Here is a 16,323-nt window from a genome sequence, read left to right as displayed (position 1 = left end):
CCTGAGGACCTGAGGCATTCTCTTCGGATTGCTCAAACCTGCCACCTGCAGGGAGCAGTGAGGGGGGGATTCCATGACAGGCTTTGTCTTCAACACATCAGCAAGCGTTATTTGCGAACCCGGTGCGGTTCAACAGCTGGATCAACTGACACTGAACACCATAGGCAAACGCGTTTTGCTGGTGAGTGATAAGGGGCTCATGCAAGCAGGCCTCGTTGAACCTGTGATCTCGCGGCTTGAAGCTGCCGGAATTGACGTTACGCTCTTTGAGGATGTGGTGGCTGATCCACCCGAAGCTATCGTGTTGCAGGCAGCTGAACTGGCAAAGACTGCACACGTCGATGGTGTGATCGGGCTTGGCGGTGGTTCATCCCTTGATGTTGCAAAGCTGGTTGCACTGCTTGTTGGGGGAGGGGAGCAGCTCGCGGATATCTATGGTGTCGGCATGGCTAAAGGAAAGCGACTTCCGCTGATCCTTATTCCAACAACAGCGGGTACTGGCTCTGAAGTTACGCCGATCTCTATCATCACAACAGGAGAGGCTGAGAAGAAGGGCGTGGTGTCACCTCAGTTGCTGCCGGATGTGGCGGTGCTGGATGCTGATCTTACTCTTGGGCTGCCTGCACATGTGACCGCTGCAACAGGCATTGATGCATGGTGCATGCTATCGAAGCCTATACGTCTACTTCAGCAAACAATAATCCGGTTTCAAAGGTTCTGGCCAAGGAAGCTCTGCGATTGCTCGGTGCGAACATTGAGAAGGCCGTGAACACGCCTCAGGATAAAGAAGCCCGCTCTAACATGCTGCTGGGTTCTATGTTGGCTGGGCAGGCCTTTGCCAACTCGCCGGTAGCAGCGGTGCATGCGCTGGCTTATCCGATCGGTGGCATCTTTCATGTGCCGCATGGGGTTTCCAACGCGCTCGTTCTGCCGCATGTGATGCGGTTCAACATGCCTTCTTGTGCGGATGCCTATGCTGAGTTGGCTCCACTGGTGTTTCCCGAACTGATCGAAGTACCTTCTGATATCCGGGGCAGCGTGTTTGCGGATCGGTTGGCTGAGCTTGCCAAGGTGCTTGGTGTTGAAACAACTCTTCGGGAGGTCGGAATTGAAGAACAGCATATGGCCAAGCTTGCCAGTGAAGCGATGAAACAGACGCGTTTGCTCGTTAATAATCCGCGAGAGATGGATGAAGACGCCGCGCTACAAATTTATATGCAAGCCCTTTAAGTGCACGGAGTTACTCAGATGAGCAAACCTAAGAAACCAACGCCGGATGCACGGAGCCAATATAAGTTCTTCAGTGAGGTCCAGACCCGCTGGGAAGATAATGACATTTATGGCCACATCAATAATGCGGTCTATTACAGCTACTTCGACAGCGCGGTGAATGCCTATCTTATTGCAAACGATGCACTTAACATTCACGAAGGGGACGAGATCGGCTTGGTGGTCGAATCCGGCTGCCAGTACTTTTCAGAGATAGCCTATCCGCAAAAGATCGACATTGGATTGCGTGTCGGTCATCTGGGAAACAGCTCTGTGCGTTATGAGCTGGCCCTGTTTGCGCAAGGTGTAGAGACAGCTGCAGCACAGGGATTTTTTACGCATGTGTACGTAGATCGCGCCACTCGCCGACCACAGACACTCTCGCTCAATCTGCGCAATGCACTTGAAGCTCTTCTACTAGAGGTTGCTGATTCTTGATTGTTAAAAATCTAATGATTATTTGCACTTATAATAAATCTATGTTGGACGCATAAACAGATAAAACTTTCAGAAATTACTCAATTAATGCCGTAAATACCTACGGGTTAACTACTGGTTGAGATTTACAAGCTTAGGATGCCGCCAAGTCATGGGCAACGACTTTTATTCGGGAGAAATAAGGTCATGAGGCGGGTCCTCCAGCTTTTTACTAATTTGCGACTGTCGACGAAAATCGGCGGTGGCTTCATCATCGTTCTCTTGCTTTCCGCTGCAGCTGGTGGGATCGGAATCTTTTCTATCTCTCAGCTCACCAAGCAAACCGACATGACGAATGCAACCATGCGTTTAATGCAGGGCCTGCATGATACGACCTCAGCACGCGAGACTTATCTGCGCAGTCTGAGCAAGTATGATGCAACCGCAGCTGCTGATGAGCTGAATCTGCTGGGCGCAGATCTTGAAGCTTTGCATGAGCAGGTTGTTGCAGACGGCAAGGATGGCACCGCCTTTGAAGAGACCCACGAAAACGTGCGGGCTCTGAAAGGTTTGTTCAGCCGTGTTCGCATGGCAACGGACATTCAGGAATCCCAGATCGCGAAAATGATGTCTGCGGTTGCCAATCTTCAGGCGATTGGCAAGAAAGTACAGGCAGACATTTCCAAGATTGCAACTTCAGCAGCGGAACAAGATACGCTGGCGAAAGAGCAGTTGAAGGAAGCGGACAAGGCAGGGCGCCTCGTAGCAACCATTCAGAGTCAGGCACTGAATATGCGCTACTTCTTCGTGAAGGCGACCACTAGTTCTGAAGAAGGGGCTCTGCGTAAAACCTTGCTGAGCGCTGCAAAGGCACGCCGCGAGATCAAGAAGCTTCAGAAAATCGAGCTGTCCCATTTGGATCCAAAGGTTCTTCAGAGTTTGGCAGATGTGTCCGATACGCTGGTTGAAAAGCTGAAGGCACTGCGCGATTCCACTGACTTCTCTGAGATGTATTCTCTGCGTCAGGACATCACCGCAAGCATCGATGTGCTTGGTGAGACCGCGCAGCTGGTAATTGGCTTCACGTATCGCTCCATTGATGACGCGAACAAGAAGCAGGCTGAAGCGGTTGACCGCAAGCAGCAGGTTGATGCTGCGTTGGCATCTGTTTCCAACATCACCCGTCAGACACTGGCAGTCAGCTCTTCCTCTCTTTCCTTCCTGCGTGCAGGTTCTGGTGTAAAGGCTGAAGAAGTCTCCAAGGAGATTGATCAGCTTGGTGCAGCAGGCCGTGAGTTTAAAGCAGGTGTGAAAGACATCGAAGGTGGTGTGAAAGCCTCCAAAGATGCGATGAAGGAAATCGCGGCGATCCGTTCTGGCTTCGGTTCCATGGCCAACGGCAAGAAAGAGCTGTCCAGCCTTGTAACTAAACTGACTGAACAGTCCGAGACCGTTCAGGGGCAGATTATCGACATTGCTGCGTCTGAAGCCGAAAATGCGAGCTCTGCTGGTGAACTGGCAACAAACCTGATTGCGACCACCGTTGCTGTCTGTCTTGCTCTTGGTGCATTGATTGCTCTGGGTCTGTCCCTTGCCATCACTCGCCCAACCAAGCGCCTGACCGGTATCATGGAACGTCTTGCTAATGGTGACACCAACGTTGAAATCGCTGGCGTGAAACGCAGAGATGAGATTGGTGACATGAGCCGTACGGTTCAGGTCTTCCGTGACAACGCTCTGGAACGTGCTCGTCTTCGGGAAGAGCAGGCGCAGGTTGCTGAAAAGGATGCCGAGAAACAGCGTGAAGTTGAGCAACTGATCACTGACTTCAGAAACACGGCAAGCAACTTGCTCACTTCTGTGAATGACAGCATGGGTGAGATGGGGGAGACAGCAAGCGTGATGGCTGACCTGGCTCGCGGTACATCTGATCAGACTGAGCGTGCAGCAGCTTCTTCTACAGATGCAGCGAACAACGTTCAGATGGTGTCTGCGGCAGCGGAAGAGCTGAGCAGCTCCATTGAAGAGATTGCTCGTCAGGTGAGTGCGACAACGTCTGTTGTGGCGAAAGCGACAGAAAGTGCGCATGTTTCCAACGACCGTATCAATGAGTTGGCGGACGCCACTGTGAAGATCGGTGAGGTTGTTGGCCTCATTCAGGCAATCGCTGAACAGACCAACTTGTTGGCTCTAAACGCAACCATTGAAGCGGCACGTGCCGGTGAAGCAGGTAAGGGCTTTGCGGTTGTTGCGGCTGAGGTGAAGGAACTGGCGAACCAGACGTCTAAGGCAACTGAGGAAATCAGCTCCCAGATCTCCGCAATTCAGAACTCTACGACTGATGCCGTGTCTTCCATCGAGGGTATTTCCAACACGATGGATGAGGTCACTGCGTTCACCTCTGCAATTGCCACAGCTGTTGAGCAGCAGGGCGCTGCGACTACAGAGATCAGCCGCAACGTTCAGGAAGCTGCAGTGGGTACATCCAGTGTGAACGAGAACATGACTCTCGTTTCTGAAGCTGTGAGTGAAACCAACACGGCGTCTTCACGTGTGCTGACGGCTTCTACAGAAGTGACGGAAAGTACGCGGGCTCTTGGTCGTGAAGTAGACGACTTCCTGACAGCAGTTGCAAAAGTCGGCTAACATACACGCAAAACTCGAATATTTAAGGCAGCTTAGTTTTTCTAAGCTGCCTTTTATTTTGTCTGAAATCAGAAAATTCATTTCATCTATATATTGACCCAGAGAATGAAGTTTCTGAGTTGTAATAATTCGAATCTGCGAATTTAGACGTAAGTAGTTTGTCTTTGTTGTTGCGCAAAGAGAAATATAAAATGGTGATATATATGTATAGAATAACATATGCATGCAGAATATACTATAAATTGACTTTGTGAATTACTTAGAATCGATTTTTATCTTAACTACCCGTCAATTTATTCAGGACATGTTCTGTCTGCTTGAATTTTATTCATTCAAGTTACCAAGTAGAAAAACATAGAGGCAGCTATGTCGTCGGGTGCACATCTGTCCGATACTGAAAAAACATTCAGTGAGGCAGACATCATTGTCAGTAAGACCGACTTAAAGGGCAAAATAACGTATTGTAATGAGATCTTCTGTGAGATCGCTGGATACTCCTATAAGGAGCTAATCGGACAGCCACACAGTATTATCCGTCATCCGGATATGCCCCGTTGCGTTTTCGAGCTTTTGTGGAAGCGCATCGCAGAAGGGCATGAGGTCTTCGCGTATGTAAAGAACCTTTGTAAGGGCGGAGAGTATTATTGGGTGTTCGCGCATGTCACACCCACCTTTGATAATACCGGAAAGATCATCGGATATCATTCAACACGCAGAGTGCCAGAGCGCAAGATTCTCAGCGAAGCGATTATTCCGTTTTACCAGCAGCTGCTGGAGATTGAGCAGGCTCCTAAGAGCCGCAAAGACGGACAGCATAACAGCTCTGAGTTCCTCGCTAACTACCTCTCCGATAATCGGGTGACCTATGATGAATTTATCCTCACTCTCTAAGGGTGTCCTTCTAAGTTGCCTGACGGCTGCGCTATGTATTGTTGTTGCGCTGATGAATGTGGGCGGGGAGAGTGGTTTGCTCTCACTCCTGTCTGCCTTAGCTGCACTAACAGCAGTATCTGCGCTGTTCTTCATGTTGAAAGTGCGCCGTGTGCTGAAACACATAACCGAGACCGCAGCTTCGCAGGCGAGCGGTGATCTGGAAGCCCGCACTCTGGTTGGGATGGACCATGGTGAGCTGAAGAATCTTCTCGCCAGCGTGAACTACTCTACCGACAAAATGGATTCCTTTATTCGCGAGATGGTGGCGTCCACGCATGCTCTTTCCGCGAATAAGTATTACCGCCGTGTAGTAACACGTGGTTTGCAGGGCTCGTTTCTGGTCTACGCAAATCAGGTCAACCACGCGATCTCCAAAGTTCAGGACCGTATCTGCGATTTCTCCGGCCAGACTGATGCTTTTGAGATGCTGACAAAATCGGCAACAGAAACGCTTTCCAGCGCTGGTCACAACATGAGCCAGAACGCGCAGCAGATGGAGCAATCTGCCGACCTGACGCTTCAGCGCGCATCTGCCGTGACCGTGGCTTCTGAAGAAACCTCTGCCAACGTACAAACCGTTTCTGCCGCCGTTGAAGAGCTTTCCGCATCTGCTGCCGAGATCGGCAATCAAGTGAAGTTCACCGCTGATGTCACCAAAACCGCAGTTCAGGAAGTGGAAGCGGGTGAAACCAAGATCAGCAGTCTGAGTGCTGCTGCTGAAACCATCGGCGAAGTTGTCGAGCTGATCAGCTCCATTGCAGAACAGACTCATTTGCTGGCATTGAACGCGACCATTGAAGCTGCACGCGCGGGGGAAACAGGCAAAGGCTTCGCCGTTGTTGCTGGTGAAGTGAAGGAGCTTGCCTCGCAAACATCCGACGCGATTGGCCAGATTTCCGGCCAGATCGAGGCCATCCAGTCAGCCACTGCAGAAACAGTTGTCTCATTCAAGCAAGTCGCAGAGTCCATTTCCAAAATAGAGAGCGTCACGGATTCCATTTCGCTCTCTGCCAAACAACAGGCAGAAGCAACGACGGAGATTGCTCAAAACATTGCAGAGGCTTACTCCGGCACCCGCCTAGTGGCCAGTAACGTGGCAGATGTGTCGACTTATGCAAATGAGACTGAAAACGCCGCTGAGAGTGTGATTGGCTCAGCCGTTGAAATGAACCAGCAGATTGCATCACTGTCCTCCGCTGTGAACGAGTACATCAGCGAACTGCGCAATGGCCCGCTGAGCAACAGCGAAATGCGCACCTGATCCGGTTGCCGTCCTGAAACATGATATGGGAGACCTACTTCGTGTTTCAGGACGCTCTTATCGGAGCTGCCATCTACCAAGATGTTATCTCAATGCAAAGGATAGCATCATGAAATCCATCATTCTCGGCAGTATCTTCGCTCTCACCTGCACAGCCGCTTTGGCGGAGATGCCATACGCGGGCTATGATCGCCTTACTGTCTCAGCCCCACATCGAACATCAGCTGTTGCCGCCTCCGTCTGGTACCCAGCCCAAACAGCGACTTACCGTGGTCTGGTCGGCGATAATGCGGTGTTCAAAGGTACTTCGGCCTATGTTGGCGCTGCGGTTAAAGATGGTAAGCATCCACTCGCATTGCTGTCGCATGGCTCTGGAGGAAACATGGACACGATATCGTGGCTCTCCTCAGGACTGGCGCTGAAAGGGGCCATGGTGCTTGCGGTCAATCATCAGGGCAGCACATCCGGTGACTCTTCCCCAAGACGATCCGTGCGATTGGATGAACGGGCTAAAGATCTGAGTGCGGCTCTGGATGAACTGTTTGCTGACCCTTATCTCGCAAAGCATGTCGATAAGAGCCGCATCACATCCCTCGGCTTCTCGTTGGGTGGAGCAACTGCGTTGAACCTTGCTGGTCTGCGTTTTGATGGAGATCGGTACAACGAGTATTGCCAGGGCATTGGCAAGTCTCAGGCTGATTGTGTGTTTCTTTCTAAAGGCGGTGTCGACTTCTCTCGCATGCCTGCGGGGTTTTCAAAGGCAGCTGAAGACCCACGCGTTTCTGCTGTCGTTGCCATTGATCCGGGTTTTACCTACGCGGTTGATGAGCAAAGCCTTGCAAAGGTTCAACAACCAGTTCTTTTGATCAACATCGGACAAGAGCACCTTTGGAAGGCGGCTGATGTCGGTCCTGAGGGCAGCAATCTTATTGGGAAGCTTGAGAACGCAACTTACTCAGTCGTCAAGCCCGGTCACCACTTTACGTTTCTGGCAGAATGTAAAACGGAAGGGCCTGAAGTCTTAGCAGCTGAAAAAGATGATCCGGTTTGTGACGACCCCGAAGGGACTGCCCGCGCGCAAATCCATGCGGATATACTTGAAGAGATTGCGCGTTTTCTGAAGCTGTGAGGTGAGGGAGCTGATACTCCCTCTCGTTGCTCCTCAAAGGAGGCCTTGCTCTTGCTTGGCCTCTTCCAGCTCTTCCTCATCAGTGTAGCCGATGAGGATACCTGCTTGCAGTTCTTTGCCTGCGCTTGCTGCGATCTGGTCGTCTGTCATCGTGATACGGGTATGGTGCTTCCGGTACCACGCAAACAAAGCTTCGCTCATCCGTTCCCGCTCAGCTGCGTAAGCAGGGTTTGCGCCAAGGTCTTGAAGTTCCTGTGGGTCCTCCTGCAAATCAAAGAGCATTGGACGGAAACCTTCCGCATGAATGAACTTCCAGCGCTTATCCATAATCATAGCCAAGCGGCAATCAGAAACCGGTAGTCCAAGATCCATTCGCGCATTCCGCATGGAATAGTCGTACTCGCTGATTGTGAACTCACGCCACGCGATCGGTTCTGTGCTTTCCAGCAGTGGTAGCAGAGAGCGGCCTTCCAGAACGTTCGGCTTGGGTTTACCCCCGCAGAACTCCACGAAGGTTGGAGCAAGATCAATGGCTTCCACCAGATCTTCACTAACGGTTCCCCGTGTGCTGTCTGCTTCCGGGCGTGGGTCAACCACGATCAGTGGGATTTTGACGGAAGGTTCGTGGAAGAGCTCTTTCTCACCCATCCAGTGGTCACCCAGATAGTCACCATGATCGGAAGTGAACACAATCATGGTGTTGTCGGTCAGGCCCTTTTCATCGAGAAATTCCATGAGCTTACCGATTTCATCATCGATCTGTTTGATCAGCCCCATATAAGCAGGGATGACCTTGGCGCGGGTCTCATCATTGGAAAAGGCTTTCGAAACACGCTCTCCCATGAATGCCTTGAACACGGGATGCGGATCTTGCCTCTCCTCTTCGGAACGGACAACAGGCAACACATCTTCAGCGCTGTACATGTCATGATAAGGCGCGGGCACAATGTAGGGCCAGTGCGGTTTGATCAGGGAAAGGTGCACGCACCACGGCTGGTCTCCAGCAACAGCGACAAAGTCTTTAAACCGCTGGATCATATAGGGAGTTTCGGCGTGTTCAGCTTGTACGCGAGCTGGCTTATCGGAATGACCAAGCAACCAGCCAGAGAGGATTTCTCCGTCCTCTCCCTCCGCCGAGTTTGACCATCGCTCCCACTGGTTAGGCCCGTCATAGCCTTTGGCTTTGAGATAGCTGTCATATTCTGGGTTAGGTGAGTAAGGGCCATCCGGATGGAGGCCATCATCGCGTTCGAACACCTCAAACCCGCATTCTGCAACGCGGGCGCCGATGAAGCTCTCAGGTGAGATGCCCAGGCGGGCCATGCCTTCGGTGTCAGCACGCATATGCGTTTTGCCGACCAGCACGTTGCGTACACCAATCTCTTGCAGATGATCGCCAAGTGTTGGCTCTCCCACCCTAAGCGGAATGCCGTTCCAGGTGCTGCCGTGGGAGCGTACATATCGGCCTGTATAGAAGCTCATGCGAGATGGGCCGCAAATGGGGGATTGTACATAAGCACGGTTAAACCGAACGCCGCGTTCCGCCAGCCTATCAATGTTTGGGGTGTGCAAATGCGGATGGCCATAACAGCTCAGGTAATCAAACCGTAGCTGATCACACATGATCCAAAGCACATTGCGCCCATTTGCCATCTCATACACCTCCCCAGATTGATGGGTATATTCCCTTATTTGTCACAGGATTAGCAAGGGGAGGGCAGTGTTTAACTTGACCTCATAGGCTCTGGCTTTTTCAATCATTGATGAGCAAATCTGGCTGATTATACTATTGCGTGTTTTTAAAATTAGAGTTTTGGGGGAAATTGTTGAGATGCATTTATCGAAGAAATTAATTGGGTTGAGCTTTGGTGCGGTCAGCCTTTTGGGCTTTTCTTTGGTCCAAAGCGCCACTGCTGAAGAGAGGATTGTTTCCATACCAGTTGGCGATCAAAACATGGTTGCCACGCTTGAAACAGCCTCACAAGAAAACGCGCCTATCGCCATACTATTACATGGTTTTACGGGAACGCGGGATGAGCTGCCGGTGAATGAAACGGATGAGGGCGTGTTCTCTCGCATGGCCCGCCTTTTGGCTGAGCAGGGCGTTTCATCTTTGCGGATCGACTTCCGTGGATCTGGCGAAAGTGACGGCAAATGGGAGGACACGACCTTCTCCAGCCAGATTAAAGATGCCGTAACCGCGATTGCGTGGATTCGTGCGCAAGATGCGTTTAAAGGGGGTAAACTTGCGTTGATCGGTTGGAGCCAGGGTGGTTTGGTCGCAAGTCATGCAGCAGCTGCGAGATCAGATGTCGACAGTGTTGTGTTGATGGCTCCCGCGACTAATCCCCTCATAACCTTCACTGGCCTCTTCGGCAAAGAGCTCGTCGAGAAGGCCATGTCCTCTGATCCGGAAACACCAATCACGGCTAGTCTGCCTTGGGGCGTGGAGACAACGCTGAAGGCTCGCTTCTATCAGGAGCTGCCGATAACAAGCCCGCTTGCAGCAGCTGTGCAGTATGATGGGCCGCTGATGGTGATCATGGCTCAGAAAGATGCCCTGATCACACCGCAGCCTGCCATTGGTGAGGCTTGGATGAGGTACCACAGTGGCGAAGAAAAACTGCTGGTGCTCGATACGGATCATGTCTGGAGTGCGTTTGAAGGACCAAAGATGATTGATGAGCAGGTTGTACCTGCCATTCTTGAATGGTTTGAGGAGCAGCTTTAACAGTTGCTGTTGGAGCAGTCAGTCGATTGAGGGTGGCTGCTCCTGAAGAACTTTCAGTATTTTTGTGCCAGCTTTCGACTTAGCTTTACAGCTTCACGTAGGGGGAGTTGAGGGCAAGCAAGGTGCTGGATGTAAAGCAAAAAGAGCAGGTGGTTGCCATTCCGGTTGGTGACCAGAAGATTATCGGAACACTTGCAGGCTCTACCAGTGTTGGCGCGCCCCTTCTGATCCTCCTTCACGGCTTTCACGGAAGCCGCGACGAGCTGGAGATTGCCGGGACCAGTGAAGGCCTCTTCTCTCGCATGGCCCGCGTTCTTGCGGAGGTTGGCTATGCCACTTTACGGATAGATTTTCGCGGGTCAGGAGACAGCGACGGCGCTTGGGAAGACAACACTTTTGAAAGCCAGACTGAGGATGCGATCGCCGTTGTTGATTGGGTCAGATCTCAAAGAAACCTATCGTTCTCCAAACTCATTCTGGTTGGCTGGAGTCAGGGCGGATATATCGCTGGATGTGCTGCGATTAAGCGGCCTGATCTTGATGGCATTGCCTTGCTGGCACCAACTGTCCACCCACGAAAGACTTTTCGCCATCTGGTTGGAGAGAAGGTCCGCACATGTGCCGCGCTTGTAGACCCGGATCATTTGGTTTCCGCAGAATTTCCCTGGGGCACCAAAGTTCAGATCAAAGCCCGTTTCTTTCAGGATTTGCCTGAAGTTCCTCCGGTTTTGGAACGGTCAGGGTTTGTCAGTCCCATGCTGGTGGTTGCTGCGCGGCATGACCGGGTCATCTTCCCTCAACCAACCTCCAGCGAAATCTGGCTTCGCCGACATCTTGGGGCGAAGCAACTGACAGTGCTCGAAACAGACCATGTCTTCGGAGTTCTGGAAGGGCCCGATGAGTTTGATCATCAGTTGATGCCAGCACTGTTGAACTGGCTGGTGAGTAGTTTTTAGGGAGAGGTGCCCAACCCGCGAAGCAAGTTCGCAGGCCGGGAGCTGCCGGGGGATGGAGTTTAGGCTTCGACGAAGCGTTGCAGGTCGTTGAAACTGCTGCTCCAGCCTTGATCGTGGTTTTTAGTCTGCTCTGGATCGGCGAAGACCTTTTGCACCATGGTCATGCGTGTTCCGCCCTCAATAGCTTCAAAGGTGAGGTCCACGTCGGTTTCATGACCGCGAACACCATCGTTGATCCAGCCCCACGAGAAACAGAGGCGGTTTGGGCGTTCCAGAACTTTGTAGATGCCGGAGACCGTGTAAGCGCCGCCTTCCTTGGTCGAAGTCATGGTAGTTTTCCAATGGCCGCCTGCGCTCACATCCATTTCACATTCTGGGGTGGTCATGCCTTCTGGTCCCCACCACTGAACGAGCATTTCAGGATTGGTCCAGGCATCATAGACCTTTTCAGGTGAGGCTTTGAAGTCGCGGGTGATCCGCAGAGTGGTTTCTTCCTGTGTCATGCTATCGGCTGCTGTCATCATCTTCCCCTTGCTGTTTGTCGAGCAGTGCTTCCAGTCGGTCAAAACTGGTGTTCCAGAAAGTGCGGTAGCGCTCGATCCATTGATGCAGGTCTGCAAATCGGTCTTTCTTCAATGCACAAACCCTCCATTGCTTTTCAATGCGTCGTTCGATGAGGCCAGCGTTTTCAAGCAGTTTGATATGCCGGGAGATGGCAGGAGCTGACATTTTAAATGGCTCGGCGAGTTGCCCGACGGGCAAGTCACCTTCCTTCAAAAGTCGCTCAACGATGGCAAACCGTGTCGGGTCTGCTAAGGCTCCAAAAACTTCCGGCAAGTTGGTTTGTGTATTCATTTCACCATCTCATTAATTAATAAAAAAGTTAAATGAAGAATCACAACCGGTCAAGCAGTCCTGCAGACTCATCTCAAGTTGGCTTGTCCTTCCCTTATGGAATGCATGGTCCTGTCGCGTCACCGGAGGAAAAAGTTGCTCACAGGCTGAGTAATTTTCAAATATATCTGCGCGGCATCTTGGCAATAAACAGCAACAAATCCGTTGAAAATAATTGAGATGCCAAAGACGAAAATTAATTCTACCTCACGCCATAGAAACGAATAGAAAAACGTAAAAAACTGAGTTAGGTGGCAAGTAATCTTTGGCGCTGAAACACAAGCTTCAGTGCCTTTCCTCAAAACCGAACGGTGTGTCACTCGCGGATTTCAATCCCGCGAGACGAACGGCATGAACCCGGATATTGCAGGCTTGTTATGAGTGAGATGGTTTCCCATGCCCCGGCTCAGGGCAACGTTAAGTATGGCATCCTCTGGATGGTGGCAGCCATGTTTATGTTCGTCATTGTCGATAGTGTGGGCAAATACCTGTCTTTGTCCTATCCGGTTCTGCAAGTGGTTTGGGGGCGGATGTTCTTCCATCTGCTGTTCATGCTGATCTTTATGGCGCCGCGGGTGAAGACCATGATGGTGCCGAACAATGGTTCCGTTGTTTATCTGCGCGCGGTTCTTGTTTTGGTGATGACCATCGGGTCTGTTGCTGCGGCCCAGTTGATCCCGGTTGCGACGCTGCACGCGATCGCTTTGCTTTCTCCCATGATGGTGACGGCCATGTCTGTGCCGATTCTGGGCGAAAAGGTTGGCCTTCGTCGCTGGACATCCATTCTGGTTGCGTTTGTTGGCGCGCTTTTGATTGTGAAGCCGGGCGCTGATGTGCTTGATCTGGGCGCGCTGATCGCAGTGGCGACCATTGTTGTTTACTCCGCCGGACACATCGTTGCGCGATACGCGAGCAAGTTTGATGCGCCATCAACCGTGCTGTTCCATACGGCCCTGCTGGGAGCGGTGGTTACTACACTGTTCACGCCGTACTTCTGGCAAGCACCGGACATGGAAGGCTGGGCGCTGCTGGCTTTGATTGGTGCCGTGTCTGGTCTGGGCCACTATGCCATTGTGAAGGCTTTCTCGTTTGGGGAAGCGTCCACCATTGCGCCGTTCAGCTACAGCAGTCTCATCTGGGCCATGTTGATTGGCCTTATGTTCTTCGGTGAGTTTCCGGATACTCTGACACTGGCTGGTGCAGCCATCATTTTTGGGTCGGCCATCTACATGTGGCATCGGGAAAAAGTTTTGGGAACAGCCGCATAGATTATGCGCTTACAACTACATAATGTTTTGCTTGTTAAATCTCTCTGCTCTAAAACTGGGGATCACTGTGAGGGGGAACATTATGCATGTAAAAATGCTGGGTTGTGGCGACGCGTATGATGCGCAAAAAACGAATTCATCTCTGCTGATCTCAGAGGGTGATTTCAAACTGCTTATCGATTGCGGCCCAACCGTGCCTCAGGCTTTGTTTGCCTATGGGATGAAAGCTGACGATATCAGCTGCATCTACATCTCACATTGTCATCCGGACCATTGCCTTGGTCTGACAACGCTGTTGAACTACATGAAGTCCTTCAAGCGATCCAAACCGCTGACCATCTGTCGTCAGGCATCCCAGCATCAGGCGCTTTATCGTTTGATGGAGTTTGCTTATTGGCCGGAAAAAGATCTGGGCTTTGATCTTTATTGGCAAGACTCGGAAGAGCTGACTGAATTTGGTCCATGGCGCGCAGAAACGACGCCAAGCAACCACTCTGTACCAAACCGCAGCCTGCAGCTGAAGAGCGACAGTGAGGTTCTGTTCTATTCAGGAGATGGCCTGCTTTCTCCAAAAGGTGAAGAACTGGCGGCGCAGGCAGATCTGGCCTTTATCGAATGCGAGTACATGACTGCTGCCAATGGGCATGGATCATGGGCGGATGTAAAAGGCTTGCAGCGCAAAGCGGGAAGCCGTTGGGTGCTCTATCACATCGATGATGCCTCCAGACCAGCGGTGGCTGAAGCGATCAAAGAGTATCCTGAATTTTCTCTGGGAGAAGACGGCCGCGAGTTCGAACTCACCGGAGTGAAGGCTTAGGCGACCGCCTGAGCTTTCTCCAGCCAATCAGAAGCGAAGATATCTGCTGTGAGCGGCTTGGCGAAGTGATAGCCCTGCGCATAGCAGCATTTGATGTCTCTTAAAATGTCGACTTGGGTCAGGTTCTCGACGCCTTCTGCAATAACTTTCAGGTCCAGCAGGCTCGCCATCGCCGTGATCGCCTCGACGATATCACGGGTGGCCTGATCTGATTCCATGCGCTGAACGAAGCTGTGATCGATCTTGAGTTTGTCCAGTTTCTGCGTGCGCAGCTGCCAGAGGGCGGAATGGCCGGTGCCAAAGTCATCAATGGCGATAATCATGCCCGCGTTGGCCAAGGCATCCAGATTTTCCTGCGTATGGCCGGTATCGTTGACGAAAGCAGACTCGCTCAGCTCGATTTCATAGGTCTCCGGCGGAACGCCCAAGCTTTCCAGAAGCGCGAGGATTTCTGTCACACGGTTTGGCTTTGCCAGTTCACGCTCTGAGATATTGATGGCAATACGTCCGGTGAACTCAAAGCCTTCTGAAATCCACTTGCGATACTGACAGGCGGTTTCGCGGAAAAGCCAGTCCGAGATATCATCGATCATATTCTGACATTCAGCGATCGGGATGAACTCAGATGGTGAGATCGGACCAAGGTCCGGGTCTTCCCAACGCATCAAGGCTTCCACGCCGGAAAGCTCGTCGTTCTTTAGCTCAACAATTGGCTGATAATTTAGACGCAGATTACCTTCGTCGATTGCCGTTGTGAGCTTTTCTGAAATCAGCACCTTACGGACAACGGCTTCTTCCATCTGGCAGGTGTAGAAGCTGAAGCCGAGATTGTTATACTTGGAATGGTACATGGCGATATCAGCTTGCTTCAGCATGGTGCTGCTGGACGCGCTGGCTAACTGGCTTACGGCTACGCCAATGCTGGCTGAAAGGATCGGTGACTGCTCGCCAAGATCAATCGGGGCTACCATCGCTGTTTGTAGCCGATGAACGGTCATCTCCGCTTCTGCGTTGGACGTCTCGCGCAGCAGGATCACAAACTCGTCGCCGCCCAGGCGGGAGAGCAGGCCGTTCTCGTTCAGAACACCTTCAAAGCGCTTTGCAGCTTCAACCAGAAACTCATCACCGGCATCGTGGCCCAGGGTGTCGTTGATTTCCTTGAAGCGGTCCAGATCCATATAGATAACGGCACATTGGCTCTCACCGCGTTTGGTATCCTCAACGGCCTTATCCAGCTCTTGCAGAAAGTGCGCGCGGTTCGGCAACCCAGTCAGCGCATCAGTATAGGCAAGTTTGGAGAGCTCGACTTCGCTTTGCTTCTTCTCGGTGATGTCTTTTTTGATGGCCAGATAGTAGTTCTTGTTGGCGCTGCCACTTTCCCATTCAATCGGGGAGATTTTGGAGTGCTCAACGTACTCTGTTCCATCCTGCCGACGGTTGATGAACTCGCCTTCCCATGGTTCTCCTTTGCCCAAAGTGGACCAGAGATCTTCAAAGGTTTCAGGAGGGGTTTTGCCGGAGCGGAGAAAATCCAGATTGCGGCCAACGGCGTAGTCTGCGGAGTACCCTGTGGTCTTCTCAAACTGAGAGTTTACATAGACAATTGTACCTTCATGATCTGCAACCATGATGGTTTCAGCACACTGTTCTACTGCAACTGACAGAAGCTCAGGAGGTACGAGCACAATATCCTCGGCAAGACTTTAAACTAAATTGCATGCACTGAATAATTAAAGTGAAAGATAAGCGCAATGGTTCATCGCAGATAATTAAGGGAAAGATTTAGTTTTAATTGTCTTTAATATTTCATTTAGGAATAATGAAGTCTAAACACCCCAGTATATTCAAGTATTATTATGTGTTTATATTTTAGATAATTTTGAAATATTAGTACTAAATGGTCTGGCTAGGTTGGTGATTAAGTGTAGGCGGTCGTTTTTTAGAAAATAGAACAAGGGTTCAACATAAGAACGGGCTTTATTTGATCAGCTGGAAAAGAATA

At 51.3% G+C, this 16,323-nt stretch carries 14 protein-coding genes and 1 pseudogene; 10 read left to right on the top strand and 5 right to left on the bottom strand.

The window, feature by feature from the left end:
- The first annotated feature begins 73 nt into the window (after positions 1-73).
- The 6 genes and pseudogenes from JCM12308_RS13190 (at position 74) to JCM12308_RS13165 (ending at position 7,655) form a co-directional block, all read left to right on the top strand.
- Positions 74-1,230: pseudogene (locus JCM12308_RS13190) on the top strand (iron-containing alcohol dehydrogenase).
- An 18-nt stretch (positions 1,231-1,248) separates the two neighbouring features.
- Positions 1,249-1,707: an acyl-CoA thioesterase gene (locus JCM12308_RS13185; RefSeq protein ID WP_054784035.1), complete on the top strand. Its 459-nt coding sequence runs from the start codon at positions 1,249-1,251 to the stop codon at positions 1,705-1,707.
- 186 nt (positions 1,708-1,893) lie between these two features.
- On the top strand, positions 1,894-4,332 hold the full coding sequence (locus tag JCM12308_RS13180; protein ID WP_208609149.1) for a methyl-accepting chemotaxis protein: 2,439 nt from the start codon (positions 1,894-1,896) through the stop codon (positions 4,330-4,332).
- A 366-nt stretch (positions 4,333-4,698) separates the two neighbouring features.
- Complete coding sequence (locus tag JCM12308_RS13175) at positions 4,699-5,223, top strand: PAS domain-containing protein (RefSeq protein ID WP_054784033.1); 525 nt, start codon at positions 4,699-4,701, stop codon at positions 5,221-5,223.
- On the top strand, positions 5,201-6,526 hold the full coding sequence (locus tag JCM12308_RS13170; RefSeq protein WP_054784085.1) for a methyl-accepting chemotaxis protein: 1,326 nt from the start codon (positions 5,201-5,203) through the stop codon (positions 6,524-6,526). The genes JCM12308_RS13175 and JCM12308_RS13170 overlap by 23 nt, the downstream gene beginning before the upstream one ends.
- A gap of 109 nt (positions 6,527-6,635) precedes the next feature.
- Positions 6,636-7,655, top strand: a complete 1,020-nt coding sequence (locus JCM12308_RS13165) for an alpha/beta hydrolase family protein (protein ID WP_054784032.1) — start codon at positions 6,636-6,638, stop codon at positions 7,653-7,655.
- A gap of 33 nt (positions 7,656-7,688) precedes the next feature.
- Here the strand turns inward: JCM12308_RS13165 and JCM12308_RS13160 are convergent, their stop codons facing one another.
- The gene (locus JCM12308_RS13160) at positions 7,689-9,308 is read right to left on the bottom strand and encodes an alkaline phosphatase family protein (protein WP_054784031.1); all 1,620 of its coding nucleotides are present in this window, start codon (positions 9,306-9,308) and stop codon (positions 7,689-7,691) included.
- 42 nt (positions 9,309-9,350) lie between these two features.
- A complete protein-coding gene (locus JCM12308_RS28320; RefSeq protein WP_164845296.1) occupies positions 9,351-9,590 on the bottom strand; it encodes a hypothetical protein in 240 nt (79 codons plus the stop codon).
- Positions 9,591-9,609: 19 nt separating this feature from the next.
- Between JCM12308_RS28320 and JCM12308_RS13155 the strand changes: the two genes are divergently transcribed.
- Complete coding sequence (locus JCM12308_RS13155) at positions 9,610-10,386, top strand: alpha/beta hydrolase family protein (protein ID WP_208609150.1); 777 nt, start codon at positions 9,610-9,612, stop codon at positions 10,384-10,386.
- Positions 10,387-10,493: 107 nt separating this feature from the next.
- Positions 10,494-11,342 carry an alpha/beta hydrolase gene (locus tag JCM12308_RS13150; RefSeq protein WP_208978549.1) on the top strand — a complete coding sequence of 283 codons (849 nt, stop codon included), beginning with the start codon at positions 10,494-10,496 and terminating at the stop codon, positions 11,340-11,342.
- Between the two features lie 59 nt (positions 11,343-11,401).
- Here JCM12308_RS13150 and JCM12308_RS13145 read toward each other — a convergent pair whose 3' ends face one another.
- On the bottom strand, positions 11,402-11,863 hold the full coding sequence (locus JCM12308_RS13145) for an SRPBCC family protein (protein WP_208609151.1): 462 nt from the start codon (positions 11,861-11,863) through the stop codon (positions 11,402-11,404).
- Positions 11,847-12,197 (bottom strand): ArsR/SmtB family transcription factor, encoded by a 351-nt coding sequence (locus JCM12308_RS13140; protein WP_014290357.1) that lies wholly within the window; start codon positions 12,195-12,197, stop codon positions 11,847-11,849. Before JCM12308_RS13140 ends, JCM12308_RS13145 begins: the two co-directional genes overlap by 17 nt.
- 416 nt (positions 12,198-12,613) lie before the next feature.
- On the opposite strand from JCM12308_RS13140, the gene JCM12308_RS13135 reads away from it, so the two are divergent.
- Both JCM12308_RS13135 and JCM12308_RS13130 read left to right on the top strand, forming a co-directional pair.
- A complete protein-coding gene (locus JCM12308_RS13135) occupies positions 12,614-13,504 on the top strand; it encodes a DMT family transporter (protein WP_054784028.1) in 891 nt (296 codons plus the stop codon).
- An 82-nt stretch (positions 13,505-13,586) separates the two neighbouring features.
- Complete coding sequence (locus JCM12308_RS13130) at positions 13,587-14,321, top strand: MBL fold metallo-hydrolase (RefSeq protein ID WP_054784027.1); 735 nt, start codon at positions 13,587-13,589, stop codon at positions 14,319-14,321.
- On the opposite strand, the gene JCM12308_RS13125 is transcribed toward JCM12308_RS13130, so the two are convergent.
- Positions 14,318-16,006: a putative bifunctional diguanylate cyclase/phosphodiesterase gene (locus JCM12308_RS13125; RefSeq protein ID WP_054784026.1), complete on the bottom strand. Its 1,689-nt coding sequence runs from the start codon at positions 16,004-16,006 to the stop codon at positions 14,318-14,320. The genes JCM12308_RS13130 and JCM12308_RS13125 overlap by 4 nt on opposite strands.
- Between the last annotated feature and the right edge of the window lie 317 nt (positions 16,007-16,323).

The sequence above is a fragment of the Pseudovibrio denitrificans JCM 12308 genome (assembly GCF_001310815.1).
GTDB classification, from domain to species: Bacteria; Pseudomonadota; Alphaproteobacteria; order Rhizobiales; family Stappiaceae; genus Pseudovibrio; species Pseudovibrio denitrificans.
This window is presented reverse-complemented; position numbering and strand designations above follow the sequence as displayed.